This is a genomic window from Methylomonas sp. MK1, from assembly GCF_000365425.1.
Taxonomy (GTDB): Bacteria; Pseudomonadota; Gammaproteobacteria; order Methylococcales; family Methylomonadaceae; genus Methylomonas.
The window spans coordinates 1,365,754-1,382,917 of the sequence record NZ_AQOV01000002.1; the positions used below are offsets into that span (position 1 = coordinate 1,365,754).

12 protein-coding genes and 1 pseudogene are annotated in these 17,164 nt (G+C 52.3%); 11 read left to right on the top strand and 2 right to left on the bottom strand.

What is annotated here, in order from left to right; genetic code table 11:
* Positions 1 to 119 precede the first annotated feature (119 nt).
* Positions 120 to 1,550, top strand: coding sequence for a hypothetical protein (locus G006_RS0123065; RefSeq protein ID WP_020485596.1), 1,431 nt, complete (start codon positions 120 to 122; stop codon positions 1,548 to 1,550).
* A gap of 230 nt (positions 1,551 to 1,780) precedes the next feature.
* Here the strand turns inward: G006_RS0123065 and G006_RS0123070 are convergent, their stop codons facing one another.
* On the bottom strand, positions 1,781 to 2,089 hold the full coding sequence (locus tag G006_RS0123070; protein ID WP_020485597.1) for an Imm51 family immunity protein: 309 nt from the start codon (positions 2,087 to 2,089) through the stop codon (positions 1,781 to 1,783).
* Positions 2,090 to 2,463: 374 nt separating this feature from the next.
* Here G006_RS0123070 and tnpA point away from each other — a divergent pair, with 374 nt between their 5' ends.
* The 3 genes and pseudogenes from tnpA (at position 2,464) to tnpC (ending at position 4,793) form a co-directional block, all read left to right on the top strand.
* Positions 2,464 to 2,874, top strand: a complete 411-nt coding sequence (gene tnpA, locus G006_RS29395; protein ID WP_026147250.1) for an IS66-like element accessory protein TnpA — start codon at positions 2,464 to 2,466, stop codon at positions 2,872 to 2,874.
* Positions 2,850 to 3,200 carry an IS66 family insertion sequence element accessory protein TnpB gene (gene tnpB, locus G006_RS0123080; RefSeq protein ID WP_020485599.1) on the top strand — a complete coding sequence of 117 codons (351 nt, stop codon included), beginning with the start codon at positions 2,850 to 2,852 and terminating at the stop codon, positions 3,198 to 3,200. Before tnpA ends, tnpB begins: the two co-directional genes overlap by 25 nt.
* A 31-nt stretch (positions 3,201 to 3,231) precedes the next feature.
* Positions 3,232 to 4,793: pseudogene (tnpC, locus tag G006_RS26720) on the top strand (IS66 family transposase).
* Between the two features lie 192 nt (positions 4,794 to 4,985).
* On the opposite strand, the gene G006_RS0123090 reads toward tnpC, so the two are convergent.
* The gene (locus G006_RS0123090; RefSeq protein WP_020485600.1) at positions 4,986 to 5,543 is read right to left on the bottom strand and encodes a hypothetical protein; all 558 of its coding nucleotides are present in this window, start codon (positions 5,541 to 5,543) and stop codon (positions 4,986 to 4,988) included.
* 63 nt (positions 5,544 to 5,606) lie between these two features.
* Here G006_RS0123090 and G006_RS0123095 point away from each other — a divergent pair, with 63 nt between their 5' ends.
* From G006_RS0123095 to G006_RS0123130, 7 genes are all read left to right on the top strand, one after another.
* On the top strand, positions 5,607 to 6,647 hold the full coding sequence (locus G006_RS0123095) for a M14 family metallopeptidase (RefSeq protein ID WP_020485601.1): 1,041 nt from the start codon (positions 5,607 to 5,609) through the stop codon (positions 6,645 to 6,647).
* 104 nt (positions 6,648 to 6,751) lie between these two features.
* Complete coding sequence (locus G006_RS27360) at positions 6,752 to 8,125, top strand: hypothetical protein (protein WP_020485602.1); 1,374 nt, start codon at positions 6,752 to 6,754, stop codon at positions 8,123 to 8,125.
* 9 nt (positions 8,126 to 8,134) lie between these two features.
* Complete coding sequence (locus G006_RS0123105; protein WP_020485603.1) at positions 8,135 to 9,616, top strand: N-acetylmuramoyl-L-alanine amidase; 1,482 nt, start codon at positions 8,135 to 8,137, stop codon at positions 9,614 to 9,616.
* A gap of 236 nt (positions 9,617 to 9,852) precedes the next feature.
* A complete protein-coding gene (locus G006_RS0123110) occupies positions 9,853 to 10,995 on the top strand; it encodes a response regulator (RefSeq protein ID WP_020485604.1) in 1,143 nt (380 codons plus the stop codon).
* Between the two features lie 49 nt (positions 10,996 to 11,044).
* Positions 11,045 to 14,971 (top strand): PAS domain S-box protein, encoded by a 3,927-nt coding sequence (locus G006_RS27365; protein WP_020485605.1) that lies wholly within the window; start codon positions 11,045 to 11,047, stop codon positions 14,969 to 14,971.
* A 329-nt stretch (positions 14,972 to 15,300) separates the two neighbouring features.
* Entirely contained in the window at positions 15,301 to 16,227 is a 927-nt protein-coding gene (locus tag G006_RS0123120; protein WP_020485606.1) for a LysR substrate-binding domain-containing protein, read from the top strand.
* Positions 16,228 to 16,588: 361 nt separating this feature from the next.
* A complete protein-coding gene (locus G006_RS0123130; protein ID WP_081607997.1) occupies positions 16,589 to 17,104 on the top strand; it encodes an RNA polymerase sigma factor in 516 nt (171 codons plus the stop codon).
* The last annotated feature ends 60 nt before the right edge of the window (positions 17,105 to 17,164 follow it).

Genomic DNA, 17,164 nt, shown 5'->3' on the forward strand with positions numbered 1-17,164 from the left:
GTTGTATCCCGTCCCCGGACCTGAGCATTATCCTGAGGGGTAATTTAGATAGATGGACATTGCGGTGTGCAGGCTCAAGCTTACTATCCCAATTTTTTCAACAGGAGAGCGAGCCGCTCATGGGTCAAGAAATTCATGCCGCAGCCTATCAAGATGCCGACTTTCAGCGTTTCCGGCAACGCTTATCCACGGAAACTGAACTACTCGCTAGACTGATCAAAAACCGAGCCTGTTCGGAAGCCGAGCCGGTGGCCGGTTTTGAAATCGAAGCTTGGCTGCTGGACGACAACATGCGGCCGGCACCATTGAATCAGGCATTTCTGGAATCCTTTGCCCACCCAATGGCCGGTCCGGAACTGGCCAAATTCAATATAGAACTCAACACCCCGCCCGTGCCGTTGACCGGCGATGCGTTTAGCCGCATGCATGCCGATTTGCAAAACACCTGGAGCCAAGCCGAACAGCATGCCCGGCAAATGGATTTAAATCTGTTGACGATAGGCATCTTGCCGACCTTGCAGCAAAGCGATTTGCATTTGGGTAATATGTCGGACATGAATCGTTATCGGGCCTTGAATCAACAAATTTTGCGTTGCCGGGGCAAGCCTATCGTGTTGGATATTTGCGGCCACGAGCATTTGAAAGTGGAGCATCACGACGTGATGCTGGAGGCCGCCACGACCTCCTTTCAATTGCACATCCAAACTCCACTCAGCATCGCCCACCACATTTACAACGCCTCAATTATTGCCTCGGCGGCGATGGTGGCTTTGGACGCGAATGCGCCGTTTTTGTTCGGTAAGGATTTGTGGGCGGAAACCCGCATCCCGTTGTTCGAGCAGGCTATTGCCACCGGCGGCTATGCCGGCGCCGCCGATGGGCCGTTGCACCGGGTTAGTTTTGGTTCCGATTTTGCCCGGCAGTCGATCCTGGAATGCTTTGTCGAAAACCAACAGCATTTCCCGATACTATTGCCTGAATATTTTGATGACGCACCGGAAGCGTTTCAGCACTTACGCTTACATAACGGTACGATCTGGCGCTGGAACCGGCCGCTGGTGGGTTTCGATACAGACGGCACCCCGCATATCCGCATTGAACACCGTACTCCGGCTGCCGGGCCGACCGTGTTGGACATGATCACCAATGCCGCGTTTTATTACGGGCTGGTGAAAAATTTGGCCGACGAGCGGCAAGCGGGCGGGGCGGAGTTATCCTTCGCCCAGGCCAAGGATAATTTTTATCAAGCTGCGCGGCACGGTTTGGATAGCCATGTTGTCTGGTACGGCGAACATAAACTACGGTTGGCGGTGCTGATCGAGCAGGAGTTATTGCTCCGCGCTGCCAAAGGTTTACAGGCTTTGGGTATTTGTATCGCCGACCGAGACGGCTATCTGGATTTGATACGCCGGCGCCTCGCCAACCAGCAAACTGGTAGTGATTGGCAGCGGCGGTTTATTAAGGAAAATCCGAGGGATTTTGTGGAGCTGATGAGGGTATATTTGCGGAGGCAACGGAGTGGAGAACCTGTTGCCGCGTGGGGGATATGAATAACTGCAACATCATCGTTCCCATGCTCCGGCGTCACTGCCATTAAGTTAAGAAAAAGCTCCCTCTCCTGCTGGAGAGGGTTGGGGTGAGGAGAATAAAAATAAGGCAAGAGGCCTTATTGGTCCCCTCATCCTAACCTTCTCCCAGAGGGAGAAGGGACAGTTAGACCTTAACTTAAAGGCAGCGACGCTATCATGGGAACGATAAACACGCGATCTACACCAGCCGATCAATCAAGTTCAGAACGTAATAGCAGATCTCGAAGTACCTCTTCGTTGTGAAAGGCCAATGACATTGCTTTTCCGAGACGTTCCAGCGCGAAACTGGATCCTTGCGCCGAAAACATTCCTGCCTCAAGATCGAAATCAAGCTCGTCTTGTAAATCGGGTAGCTGTTCGGCCACGATGACTTGAGCAATTGAGTTCCAGTCATAGCCGTTTCCATTCCAGCCTTCGTCAGCCCGCTCTTCGAATACATGAAATTTCTCTACTATGTGCTGGTCGGAAAGCAGTAGAGACCTATATTCCCCCGAGTCCAAGAGGATAAACGGTAAGCGCCCTTTTAACCGCGTCTATCCCGCCAGTTTAAAAGCGCACCGGGGAGTCGCTATTTTTGCCGAAAGATTTTTTCGGGCATCCTGCTGGAAAAAATCGGCAAAAATTACGCGACCGCTTATGCCTACGGCGCCCCGATTCGTCCGCGTCACCTCGTTCCGACCCAACAAGGGGTCGAAACTTAGGCTCTCGCATGACTTAACGCCGTGTCGCGATGCCTTGCAGGTTTTCTCCGCTTCGCTGCGAAAACCCGCCCGGCGCTACGGCTATCGGGGACTAAAAATCTTCACTTCGCTGGCGCTCCGTTTCCAAGATTTTCAGCGGAAGATAGTGTCCACGTATAACAAGGTGGACACTTATGATAGAGAACAAGAGTCGCTTATCGCGATCACTGGTCGTGGGGCACCGGAGCGATGGCCGTTGTCGGTATGCACCGGAAGCCAAAAGGGAGCTGGTTGAAGTTTGTCTACAGCCAGGGATATCGGTAGCTCGGATGGCACTAGAACACGGCATCAATGCCAATCTGCTGCGCAAGTGGATTAACCAGTATCGTGACAATACCCGCTCTGTGATCCCTGGCACCCCGACCACGCGATCGGCCTTTGCACCGGTGCTGTCACTGACACCCCAGAAGCTGGCAGAGGCGTCCCTCAGTGTGACCTTGCCCAATGGGGTTAAGCTGGCGTTGCAGGGCGTTAACCTGACCGATCTTTCGCCGTTATTGATGGGCTTGGCCGCTTTGCCATGTTCCGTTTCGAGCCAGGATTAAAGGTCTACCTGCACCGCGAGCCGGTCGACGGTCGCAAGGCCATTAACGGCTTAGCACTGCTAGTTGAACATGCGTTAGGCTTGAACCCCTTTGAGCCGGCCATCTATGTGTTCAGTAATCGGCGCCGGGATCGTATCAAGCTGCTGTTGTGGGATCGTACCGGTTTCTGGCTGATGATCAAGCGACTGGAAGCCGATCGATTTTGCTGGCCGAAAGACGCTGCCGTGGTGACCTTGACGGTCGAGCAACTCCATTGGTTATTAGCCGGTATCGATCTGTCCGCGACGCGGCCACATCCGGTGCGGATGTATACAAAAACCAGCTGAAACAATGAGTTAAATCACGTAAAATAGCGGCATGACGACGACCATCACGCTGTCCTCCGACGATTATCAGGCCCTGCTAAACGAACAGCAACGGCTGGCCAATCAACTGCGGTTGGTGACGGTCGAGCGGGATTGTTTGAAAGAACGCGTGGATGCCTTTTTGCATCGGCTCTATGCGGCCAAGTCCGAGGCGCGAGCTAATCCGGCCCAGCGCGACCTATTCCTGAACGAAGCCGAAGCGTTAGCCCCACAAGGGGCACCGATTGCCGAGGAAGCCACACCTGAAGTACTGGAAGTCGCCGCTCACAACCGCAAGAAGCGTGGCCGCAAACCGCTCGATCCCCATCTGCCGCGCGAGATCATGCGCCATGAATTACCGGAAGCCGAACGCATTTGCGCCCATGATGGCGCCCAGCTGGTGGAAATCGGCGCCGAAATCAGCGAGCAACTCGACATCGTGCCGCAGCAAGTGCGGGTGATCCAGCATCATCGTATCAAATAGCCTGCCCCTGCTGCGGCAACAGCATTCGCGTGACGCCGGCACCGGCGCGCATCATTCCCAAAGGCTTATTGACCGAAACGGCCTTGGCCTGGATCGTCACCGCCAAATACCAGGATAGCCTGCCACTGTATCGGCAAGCCGTGTTGCTCAGCCGATTCGGCGGTGATTTGTCGCGGACTACCCTGGCCGCCAGTATGGTGCGTGTCGGGCAGGCGGTGCAGCCGATCATCAATTTGCTGCGCGACCATCTGCTGGAAGCCGATCTGATCCTGGGCGACGAAACCGTCGTTCAGGTGCTCAAGGAATCCGGGCGAGCCGCGCAAACGAAAAGTTATTTGTGGGCACAGATGACCGGTTCCGGGCCGCCGATCCGACTGTTCAGCTATACGCCGGGGCGTGGGGGCACGCATGCGCAGCCGCTGTATGAAGGCATCAAGCCCGGTGTGGCCCTGATGAGCGACGGTTATGAGGTCTATAACGGCATGACAATCGCCCGAGGATTAATTCATCTGGGCTGCTGGGCGCATGCGCGCCGCTATTTTGTCGAAGCGGAAGCCGCCATCCCCAAAGCCGCGCGTGGACCGGAATCACTGGCGATGCAGTTTATCGCCGCGATCGGCGAGCTGTATGCCATTGAAGCCAAGGCGAAAGACCTGAGTGCCGAACAGCGCGGACAAGAGAGACAACAGTTAAGCAAGCCGGTTTTGACCAAGATCGAAGGCTTGCTGATACAGCATCTGCATGGGATAACTCCCGGCAGTTTGCTGGGCAATGCCTTGCATTATCTCTCGTCGCAATGGCCGAAGCTGATTCGCTTTGTCGAGAACGGTGCTTGGCCCATCGACAACAACCTCTGCGAAGACGCCATCCGTCCCTTTGTCGTCGGTCGCCGCAACTGGTTATTTTGCGACACCGTAGCCGGTGCCCAGGCCAGCGCCAATCTCTACTCGCTTATTGAAACCTGCAAAGCCAACAACCTCGAACCCTACACCTATCTGGTGGCGTTGTTCCGTCAATTACCTCTGGCTAAAACCGTCGAAGACTTCGATGCATTGCTGCCTTGGCAACTCGTCGAGCCTATAGCCCCATAAACTGCCACCGATCTTCGTTCTGACAATCAATAGCGTGGTTTAAAGGGCGCTTACGATAAACGGCGCATAGGTAATCTTGTCTGTCTTATCTTCTTCCACAATGAACTCTTTGTTTTTACTGATGAATGCCTAGGGAAAGGTCGCTGGCGTAATTGGCAATATCGAATCGCAGATCTATATCTTTGGATAATTTTATCGGTAATCAAACATGCGTGGGCTAGCTTCAAAAACTCGCCTCGCAATCTTTGGTGTATCCGCGCCCAAGCGAACAAGATCTCCTGCAAGGTTTGGAAATGCCTTTAGATCGTACTGGAATTCTTTAATCTCATGCGTTTCCGGATGTGTTTCGAGCCGAATGAATGAATATACTCCGTTAACAGGGGGCGAATCAGAGAGTGCGCCGTGAACCAAATCATGGCGAGTTTGGGTAAGCGCCTCAAAATTGCCAAGAAGGTCTTCGATTTCATTGCGGAACGGTGCCAAAGAAGGTATCAGCGAAGTGCACTCTTTCACGAAAGCGATTTTTTCACCAAGCTGCTTGGGCATTCGCTTTCTCTTAGGCAAGTTGTTACTGCCGTATTGTAGGAAAAGCGTATTAACTAGCAATTCAAGCGATTGCTCGCAGTGTCCCCATTGGACAACAACGAAACCTATTTGGCTATACAGGGCGTTCTCTTCGTCTTCTCTGGGGATATTCATACTTGATTGTTGATCATCAGTTAAATTTGTCTGATTAAGTTGATATTGCACGAAGTTTCCGGCATGTTGGTGTCGCCGTACAAAAATTATGAAAACTAGGTTGAACCATTAAGCATGAAGCCGATTTTACCCGCCACCCAGCCTATAAAACAATTCGACAGCCTACCAAACGGCTTGCTGGATATTTCGGTAAATGCCCTACATGAGCTAATCCCCAAACCAGCCTTATTTCACCTCCCCGGCAAACGCCCCGAAACATTGTTCGTCTCGGTCCTGCTGCACGGCAATGAATCCACCGGCTTCCTGGCTATACAAAAGCTGCTGCAAAAATATCACGGCCAGACCTTGCCGCGCGGCTTGACCTTGTTTTTCGGCAACACCCAGGCGGCGCGTTTTAATTTACGACGGCTAGACGGCCAGCCGGATTTCAACCGCATCTGGCCCGGTACTGCGTTACCCGAGTCGCCGGAAACGGTTTGGGCGGCGCAGATTTGCCAGATCATGCGTCAGCGCGGCGTATTTGCCAGCGTTGATGTGCATAACAACACAGGCCTGAATCCGCATTACGCCTGCATCAACAAGCTGGATAAGGACTTTCTGCATCTGGGTGCGCTGTTCGGCCGTTTGCTGGTGTATTTCACGCATCCCAAGGGCACGCAGTCCAGCGCGTTCGCCGAGTTTTGTCCGGCGGTGACTTTAGAATGCGGTCGGCCCGGTCAGCCGCACGGCACCGAACACGCCTTTCAATTTTTGGACAGTTGCCTGCATTTGCACGAGTTTCCGGTTCAGCCGATTGCGAAGCAGGACGTGGATATTTATCACACGGTGGCGCAAGTCACCGTTGCCGACGAGGTCAGTTATAGCTTTAGCGACCCAGCGGTTGACCTGCGCCTTGATCCGGAATTGGAAAGCCTGAATTTCACCGAAATTCCGGCCGGCACCGTGTTGGGTACAACCGGCTCTGCGCTGATGCCCTTGATCGCCAAAGACAACGACGGTAAGCCGGTTACCGAGCAATTCCTGACCGTTGCGGATGGCCAAGTGCAAATTACTCGGCCGACGATGCCGTCGATGCTAACGCTGGACGAGCGGGTGATCCGCCAGGATTGTTTGTGTTATTTGATGGAGCGCTTGCCTTTGGAGACTGGCATTTGAGTTTCACTGCGGCGGGAAGCGGTAAAAAACCAAAAGCCTGGACGCTGCCTTTGCAGGGATGTTAGATTCCTTCAGCCGCAATGGTTTTCCACAGGAGAATAACGATGTTGAAGTCACTGGACGTGTTGCTGGGTTTGTCGGTAGTGATGTTGATCGTCAGCATGGCGGTGACCTTAATCAGCCAGGGAATGCTGAATTTAATGGCCAGCCGCGGTCGCAATCTGCGTACCGGTCTGGCCGATTTGCTGGAATTGCTGGATGCAAGGTTTTCCAGAGCGGAGGCCGAGGCCATCGCCGCGTTAACCCTCACGCAACGGGCTATCGGCGGCCGCTGTCGCTGCCGCTTGCCGGAGTGGTTGCAGTTTTTTCAGTTTGGCGAAGTGATCCATCGCGAAGAGTTCATCAAGATTTTGCTGGATTTGGCAGCTGGCTATGATGTGTCGATCAAAACGGAATTCGAACAGATCAAAGCCAGGCTGGCGAATAAAACCATCAATGTCGGCCAAGCCACCGAGGCGCTGGAATCAAAGCTGCTGGAATGTCCGCTGTTTTTTAAGCGCTTGGGTATTGAAAGCTTGCTTGCCAAGGTCAAAAAAGCCAAGGCCGAACCGAAAAAGCAGCACTACCACAAACTGGAGAAAGTCGTCGCCGAGCAAATCTATCTACTGGATAAATTGAAAGCGGTGCTGCACGACAACGGCATCGAAGATCCGGCCGCTACCTTGAAAAACACCCGAATGCTGGCGCTGGAGTTTGAAAAATCCAACCCGGAACTGGCGCATGACGTGCGTGAGGCTAATGCCTTGTTACAAGAAGCATCCAGTGATTTTCTGGCGAAAATCTGTTTGAATTTTGATCATTTGATCGACCGTGTCTCCGTTAGATTCACCGCCACCACCCGCGTGGTTAGCGTGATCAGCGCCGCCTTGGTAGCCATCGTCTTGCAGTTGGACACGGTGAATTTGATCAACCGCTTGTCCATGGACGAGCAAATGCGGGCGGTCTTTGTGGAATTGGCGCCCAAACTGACGGAAGATCCGCAAAGTAAGGATGCGATTCAATCAGACGATGCCAAAGATCCCGACGGGCAGGGTGCCGAGGCGCCGACGGCAGACGCTAATAAAGCCAAAGAAGGCATCGATCTGGAAAAGCAAAAGTATTATCTTAATTTTTTAGCGGAACAGGGCTTGATCAGCCTGCCGGTTGACCGGAAAAACTGGTGCAAACATTGGAAAATGGTGAGCATTCCCGGTTTGATCTTGTCGATTTTTCTGCTCAGCTTGGGTGGGCCGTTTTGGTATAACGCCTTGAGTAAGCTGGTGCAATTGCGCTCCGGCCTCGCACGTAAGGATGACGAGCAGAAAGCTATCCGTCAAACCACGCAGGCCGTGGGTGGTGGCGATCCGCAAAACCCGGATACTCCGCCAGCCTCCAATCCATTGCAGGGCGAGCGCGGCGATCTGAAGGCGCAGGGTTGAGGAGGGCTTATGGAAAAGCAATGGATAGGCTGCGCGCAGGGTAATTTTCGGGTTGGTCGCCCGGCTGGCTTCAAACCGGAAGTCATTGTTCTGCATTCTGCGGATGGCAGTCTGGCAGATGTCAGTATGCGCTACAACAAGCAGGGGGCTTTACAGTCCATGCATTACGCCATCGGCTACAACGGCGAGATTCATCAATACGTCCAGGAAGCCGACACGGCATTTCATGCCGGTTTGGTGGTCAATCCGGCCGCCGAATTTATCAAGCAGCGGCCCAACACCAATCCCAATTTTTTCTCGATTGGTGTTGCCTTAGAAGTGTCGGTGCTTGGCCCGCCTACGGCCACGCAATTGGCGGCATGCTCGAAATTGCTCCGTGAGATTGCCGACCGCTGGCATATCACCGTCGATGGGGATCATGTGTTGTCGCATAGCGCGATTCGTGCCTCGGTAAACTGCCCCGGTGCCCGTGTCGATATTGCCAAGCTGATTGCCACTGCGTTGCCCGATCCGGCAGCCGATTTGGTGGCCGGCAAGCAAATCGGCTTGCTGAGTAAAGTAAATCTCCGCAGTCGCGCGTCTGTCAGCGCACCGGTGCTGCGCGTCTTGGATGCCGGCAGTAAAGTCGAGGTCGTCAGCTTTACGGCAGGGGATATGGTATCCGGCAACGGCTATTGGTATCAGGATAAGGATGGTTGTTTTTTCTGGGCCGGTGCCACGGATCTACCTAATCCGCGAGTGTTGGTAACGCCGAACGAAGGCGAGGCGAGTACCGATACTATGGTGCTCGGTGACCAACCCGGCGCTGCTGTCACCGGTTTGAAGATCAATCGCTCCCGGTTCCGCTTGCCGGCCGGGCAGTTTTTTACCGAGAGGCCGAAAAAAGATCTGATTGTTTTGCACTTCACGGCGGGTTCGTCAGCCAAGTCGGCGTTCGATACCTGGGTCGGCGATACACAACATATAGCCGCCGCCTATCTGGTCGATGTCGACGGCACGATCTATGAAGTATTCGACCCGACGCAGTGGGCTTATCATCTGGGGGTGAAGGGTTTTAATGGCCGGCTGGATCAGCGCTCGATAGCGATAGAAATTGCCAATGTCGGGCCATTGCGGCCGGCGCCGGATAACCCGGAGGTCTTGAATTGGTGGCCGCCGCGTCGGGGCCAAACCCAGTTATTCGGCACTAAATACTGTGACAAAACCCAAACCGATAAATATATGCAAACCAGCTATCGGGGCGAGCAGTATTTCGCTACCTTTCCAGCGCAGCAGGTAGAAGCGATTCGCTTGCTGCTGAACGATTTATGCGGGCGATTTTCCATACCGAAAACCTTGCCTCCCAAAGCCAAGCAATTCGAACGTGATCTGGATTTTTTTCAGAGCTATTCAGGCATCGCCAGTCATGTGAATTTTCGTAGCGATAAATGGGATATAGGCCCAGCCTTCGATTGGGCGGCGTTGGCTATTACTAATGCGCACGGCGCCTGATTCGCGCTGGTATAAGCCAATGCCTGGCTGGTGATCAGGTATTTGTGGCGCCTTATCACAAGGTTATTCTCACAACCGATGCGGCCGTCACAGTTCTGCCCGGCCGCCGGCATGAATGTTCGCTGCGGCTGTTAAGATGGTTTAAGTAAGCGGTCGGGCAATTTTGGCCCGGACCGCTATGCTTATTTGGCACACTCTATCGCCTCACCCGCAATTCCAGGAACCCAGGAAATATCATGCCCGAAAAACCATTCTGTATTTTTGTAGTGGATGATGATGCTCTGTTGCGTTTGGTCATAACCGACCAATTGCAGGGGCATGACTATCAACTCCACGAGTTTGCCAATGGCGAGGAATGTTTGGCGGCGATGGATTTGGCCCCCAATCTGATTTTGCTGGATATCGAAATGCCGGGCCTCAGCGGTATCGAGGTTTGTCGGCAGATTCGCGCCGACGGCAATGACGATGTGCAGGTCATGTTTGTTTCCGCCCACGACGATCTGGAGATTTTGCTGACCGCGTTCGATGCCGGCGGTAACGATTTTATTCCGAAAAATGCCAAAAAAGACGTGTTGCTGCGTAAGGTCGATTTGGCTATCGAAGCCGAGCAGCAAAAACGGCAATTGCAATCGCAACTGTCTTATGCGCAAAAAACCGCATTTACCGCTATGTCCAGTTTGGGCGAAACCGGCACGGTGTTGCAGTTCTTACGCTCATCGTTTCAATGCAATACGTTTCAGCAATTGGGTAGTTTGTTAATCGAGACCTTGCAGCAATACGATCTAAACGGTTTGGTGAAATTGACCGATACCGCCAACGAATACGACTTTAGTCCGGAAACAATCTGTACTCCGCTCGAAGCCTCCATCCTTACCTACGTGGCCAAGCTGGGCCGAATTTATCAGGCCGGTGATCGCTTGGTGTTTAATTTTCCGCATGTAACGCTATTGGCGACCGGCTTGGATACCGATGATCCGGATGCCATCGGCCGATTGCGCGATCATCTGGCGATACTTGCCGAAGGTGCCGGTGCCCGCGTCGAAGCCATGATTAGCGAACAACAACGTCTACAGGAAGCGAATGCCCGCCTGGAAGGCGTGAAAGAACTGACCGATTTATTGATCGAGATCGAGGCCAATCAACAAAGCAATCACTCGCAGATGGTGAATTTGGCCGAACAGCACAAAATGAACATGGAAAGCGCCTTTATTCATTTGGGGTTGACCGATAGCCAGGAGTTTTTGCTGCACGGTTATGTGGACGAACTCACTTCGCAGATGGACAACCTGTTCGAGAACGACAACAGGCTGGCCTTACGTTTGAACAAAATTGTCGAAAAGCAAAAAGCCTTGCTGCTATCGGCCGAGGATAGCCGCTAAGTACCCGCCTGAATCGCTACCGATCTAATATTCGCACCGAGGATTGCCTATGCAAGCTTTGTTTTCGCCCGCCGTGGCGCTGATGAATCGATTGAGTTTCAGCAAGAAGTTTGTGGTGATAGGTTTTCTGTCGCTGCTGGCCGTCGTCGTGGTGTTCTACAGTCTTTATCAAAGCTTGAATCGGGTGATTCTGGATTCCGAGCGCGAGCTGCAAGGACTGTTACAAATCAAGCATATTACGCAGACCATGCAATTTGTGCAGCAGCATAGGGGCATTACCGTAGCGGTGCTCGGCGGCATAGAGAGTTTGCGCGATAAACGTGTCATATCGGAAACCAAAGTCGCTACGGCCTTATCGGCTTTGGGGCAAGCGCTGGTGGCGGATTCGTTGACCGCTGCTGCATACGCGGATATAAAAAACGATTGGGAACAACTCCGGCAAAACGCTGCCAATCTAAGCATTCAAGAAAGCTACCGCTTACACAGCCGTTTGGTAGAGAAGTTATTGGATTTAGAGGAACTGATTGGCGAGGAATCCTTATTGTTCACCGACTCCAATCTGGATTCCTACCATCTGATCATGCTGGTAACCGAACAAATGCCAAAGGCTTTGGAAGGGGTTGCGCAGTTGCGCGCTTATGGCATTGGGGTACTGACCAAAAAGCAGATTAACGATCAGGAAAAAATCGAAATTTACCTGATTAAGGACAGAATCGAATCCGGCATCAGGGTCATTGAAGAAACGACTCATGACTTTAAACGCTATAAACCGGAACTGCACCCGATACTAGCCAACACCAGGGAAAATATTGTCAATGCAGCCAGTCTGATTACTCAGCATGTAATTGCCGATATTGTTCAGGAAAAATTCTCCATCAATCCGGAATACTTTTATTCGACCGTTACGATAGCGCTGGATGCCGCTTATTCCGAAATTTACGACAGCTTTATTCCGGCAGCCGAACAACTGATCGAGGCCAGAATTGGTGCGGCGAAAACGACGCTAGCGCTGAGCATAGGCATCCCCGGTGTTATATTTATGCTGATAATTTATTTTGCGATTGGCGCCCATCTTGCGGTTAGCCAATACGTAGAGAGGCTGGCGAAAACCGCAAAAGCGTTTTCCGGCGGCGATTTTCAGCAAAGAATGCCGTTAACCATGCGTGATGAAATCGGACAGGTTGCGGAGAGTTTTAACGAAATGGCCGATGGCTTTGCTGCGCTACTTACCGCGAGGCGCGAGGACGAGATCCGCATCCGTAGTATTGTCGATACTGCTTTGGATGCCTTGGTGCAGATGGATGCCGATGGTTTTATCAACGGCTGGAATCGCCAGGCCGAACAGATATTCGGTTGGCCGGCCGCCGACGTCTTGGGCCGCCTGTTGCACGACGTGATCATTCCGGAGCGCTATCGGCAAGCCCATCAGCAAGGTATGCGGTGCTATTTGGACACGGGGCGAGGAACGGTCTTGAATCAGCGAATTGAAGTGGTGGCGCTGCACCGCGACGGGCATGAGTTTCCGATTGAATTGGCTATCACGCCCAATAACATGGGAAAGGCCATCGAATTCAGTGCTTTTATCAGAGACATATCCGCGCAAAAACAGGCGATACACACTTTGCAAGCCAGCGAACAGCGCCATCGGGCGCTGTTCGAATCTTCGCGGGATGCACTCATGACCCTCAGTGCCAGCCGTGGCTTCATCTCGGTTAACCCGGCGGCACTCAGTCTGTTTGCTTGCCGGGATGAACAAGAGTTTTTAGCGCAAACTCCGGCTTCATTGTCGCCGGAATACCAGCCTGATGGCCGATCATCCAACGAGTTGGCGAGTGAAAAGCTTAAGCTGGCTATCGCCAATGGCTCGGTTATCTTCGAATGGCTGCACAAACGGTTAAACGGCGAAACTTTTTACGCCGAAGTGCAACTCAGCAGGGTGGAGATCGACGGTGAAATTGTAGTGCAGGCCACGGTGCGCGATATTAGCGAAAACAAACGTGCCAAGGCGGCATTAGTCACCAGCGAAGCCAGAACCAGAGCGGTGCTGCGGACGATGTCCGATGCCGTTGTGTTGATTGATAGCAAAGGCATCATGCTGCTGGTTAACGATGCCATCGGCGATTTGTTCGGCTACGAGGAAGACGAATTATTGGGGCAGAATGTGAAGATGTTGATGCCGGAGCCTTACTATTCCGAGCATGACGGCTATTTGAGCCGGCATCTGGACAACACCAAGGAACGCGTGATTATAGGCCGGCGGATCGAGGTGGAAGGCAAACGTAAAGATGGGTTGCTGGTGCCGATAGAGTTGAGCGTCAACGAATTGATGGACGACTTTGGTAGTACATACATCGGCGTGATGCGCGACATCAGCCATCGCAAGGCGGTAGAGCAGGCGCACGAAGCCGCGCGTTTGGAGGCAGAACATCTGGTGCATATGAAAAGCGAGTTTCTGGCCAATATGAGTCATGAAATTCGTACACCGTTAAATGCGATTATCGGCTTGGCCAAAATGAGCCTGCGCGATAATTCCGGGCAAAAAATGCAGGAAAACAGCGCTCGTATTTACGATGCCGGCATGCATTTGCTCAGTGTGGTCAACGACATTTTGGATTTCTCCAAAATTGAGGCCGGCAAGATGACCTTAGACGAGCATCCGTTTCGCCTGGATGCGTTGATTCAAGATGCCATCAGCCTGGTGGATATGCGTGCCAAGGAAAAGCAACTCGATTTAATAGTGCATCGTCCCCAAGACTTGCCGGAATGGGTGAACGGCGACCCGTTGCGACTGAGGCAGATTTTGGTGAATTTGTTGTCAAATGCCGTGAAGTTTACCGATCAAGGCTATGTCAGCCTGGAAATTTATCGGCAGAATGATATGACGGACATCAGCGTGACGGACAGCGGTATCGGCATGACCGCCGAGCAGATTGGTCGTCTATTTACCGCTTTCGAGCAAGCGGATAACTCTACCACCCGTAAATTTGGCGGCAGCGGTTTAGGGTTGGCGATCAGTAGAGATCTTGCCAACTTGATGGGAGGCGATATTGTCGTCAAAAGTACGCTGGGGGCGGGCAGCAAATTCACTTTGAGTGTGCCGCTGCCGGCGACGGACGCCGGTGTCGAACATTCGGCCGATTATCATCAGGACGCCGGCGGACGCTTGCGCGGTTTTAGAATATTGGCTGCGGAAGACGTGGCTTTAAATCGATTGGTGTTGGAGGATTTGCTGAGCCACGAAGGTGCGCAGGTGACTTTTGCGGAAAACGGTCAACAGGCGCTGGATCGCTTGGAAGAAGTCGGCTACTCCGGTTTCGACGCGGTGCTGATGGATATTCAGATGCCGGTGATGGACGGTTATCAAGCGGCGCGGCGTATTCTGGAAATCGCGCCGGATTTACCTATCATCGGTTTGACCGCTCACGCCATGCCCGAAGAGCGGCAGCGCTGCCTGGAAATGGGAATGCGGGATCGCGTTACCAAACCGATTGATGCCAACGCTCTGGTGGGCGCATTGCGGCAGCATTTGTCGATCATCAAAGTACCTGGTGAAGCCAGTGGAAAGGGCGAGCTCGCCGAGGTAATCGACAGTCCGGAAACGGCAAATGAGGCTATGGAGACAGTAGCGACCGAAAGCCTGATCGATTGGGAGGCCTTACAGCAGCGTTTTGACGGTCGTCAGGCCTTTATAGACAAGTTGATAGACAACGCGCTGGATGGCGCTCAGCAGGCTAACGTCGAAAAACTAAGACTGGCCGCTCAGCAACGCGACTATGCCGCCATTAAATTTGTCGCGCATAACTTGAAAGGCTTTGCCGGCATTTTCGAGATTCAGCAAATACAGCGTTTGGCGCAGCAAGCCGAAGTGGCCGCTAAGGATCAAGCCGATGACGCGATTTTACTGGCGGAGGGTTTGGCCAACACGCTGGAAACTATTCTGGCGGAGTTACAGAGTAAACGGGCTGTCGCTAGTTAGGGATTATCCGTTCGTCCGCCGCCTAGGGAATGACTCAATCAGCGCTTAATTGAACTCATGTGCTCGGGACTAGTGGCGAAAAAAATGGCGGGTTTATGCAACCCGCCATCAAAACATCCCTGTCGCTAGGAGGAGGTCTGCCTCTCACTAACAAAAGCCGACGAAATCACCTGGTTGATTTGTCATGTTAATGAACGGAACCTCTAAAATAAAACGATATAATGTGATTTTTATATCGAAATAATAGATTCTCATCGCAACGTCGAATTACAGTATAGGTTAGTAATAAAATTTTGCTTTGAATCCCGGAATTTTTTAGGAGCAAGCCTATGAATCTTAATCAATTGGAATTGCTGCGAGTTTTGCAGGAAACCGATTGCAATTTGAGCAAAGCCGCAGAAAAAATGCACGTCGTGCAGTCGGCGGTCAGTCGGCAACTCCAGTTGTTTGAAATAGAAGTGGGCTCGCCGCTGTTCGTCAGACAGGGAAAAAAGCTGACTGGCTTGACGCCCTTGGGCGAAAAGATCATGGAAGAAGTGGATTTAATCAATCAGGCTAAAAAAAATATCCAACTGATTGCCGACGACTTTCTGGAAAATAGTAACGGTACGTTGAGGATAGCGACTACTCATACGCAGGCCAAATATTTACTGCCGGAACCGATAGGCCGGTTTAGGCGCAAATATCCGGGCATTAAAATCTATATGGTGCAATCGTCGCCGGATAATCTGATTAATTTGTTGCATCGGCATCAAGCCGACATCGCCATCTGCACCGAAAAACTGGATGAAGACGATAAATTAGTGGTTAAGCCCTGTTATCAATGGCATCACGTCGCCGTGGTGCCACTCGGTCATCCGCTGGCGGAAGGCGAGATAAGCCTACAGCGCTTATCGGCTCAACCGATTCTGACCTATACCCCAGGTTTTACCGGCCGAACAACCATAGAAAAATCCTTTTATAGCGCTCATTTGCCATTGGATATTACCTTGGCGGCCGCCGATTCCGACGTGATTAAAACCTATGTGCGCCTGGGAATGGGAGTGGGAATTATCGCCGGCACAGCATACGAAGCAGGCAAGGATGCCGATTTGGTTGCCATAGATCTGTCCGGCTTAATACCCAGTTCCACGACTAAGATTGCTTATCTGAAACAACTTTATGTGCCCAACTACTGTCGTTATTTTATCGATGAATTGTTGGCGGAAGCCGCGCGGAAAAGTCGGGAAAGGGGCGAGGGATTTGACGATTGTTAATCTGTCGGACAATGGATTCGGGTAGTAAGTATCTGCCGGGTGGGTTTTGCTATTACCCGGTCCTTGCATACCGTTCGCCTTAATGCCCTTGAGGGTACTGGGTCTATCGAAGGGCGCAGCATCCAGGGCTTAGACGAGTTCAGCCCGAACGGAATACCAGTGATAAAAGGGCCGGGTTAGCAATGTGTGTGAAATCGGGTACTTGACCAGTTTTATTTAACATAGATTAATAAAAAACTATCGGATTTGGAGTCTTGCCAATTTTCTAGCTGTTTGATTGAGCAAAATATTTCTGGTTCGGCTTTAAATTTGCTGACAACTTTTGGTTTACGCCCTGATACCGAAACCATTAAGCCGGCAAATGTCTTTCCCAGCCCATCAATCCCTTCAAGAGCTATACGTCAGTTGCCACGGCGAGTTGGAGACTGTGCTGTATTCGCGTCTACGCTGCCGGGAAACCGCCGCCGACATTTGCCAAGAAGCCTTCGTGCGCTTATGCCGCAGCGAGGACTTGAGCGGTGTCGGCAATCTGAAAGCCTATCTGTTCCGTACCGCGCAAAACCTGGTGATCGATTATTATCGCAGCCAGACCGCGCGCAGTGCCGCGATTGTAGAATGGCCGGACGATACGCCGCCGGAAGTCGAAGACCTGCGCTGCGCGGAAACCGTGGCGCTGGGTGAACAGGATTTGGACCGACTGATCGAGGGCATGGCCAGCTTGTCCCCCTTGTGTCAGCGCATTTTTTACCTCAACCGCTTCGAAGGCTTGAAGCAGCGGGAAATCGCCGAAACGCTGAACATCTCCCTCCGTACCGTGGAAGAAAACATCAAAAAAGCCTTAGTGCATTGTGCTAAAACCCTGGATGAATCCAAATAGCGACTGTGGTTTCGGCCAATGGCCTCGTCTATGATATATCTCCTCCACCGTTCAATCAGG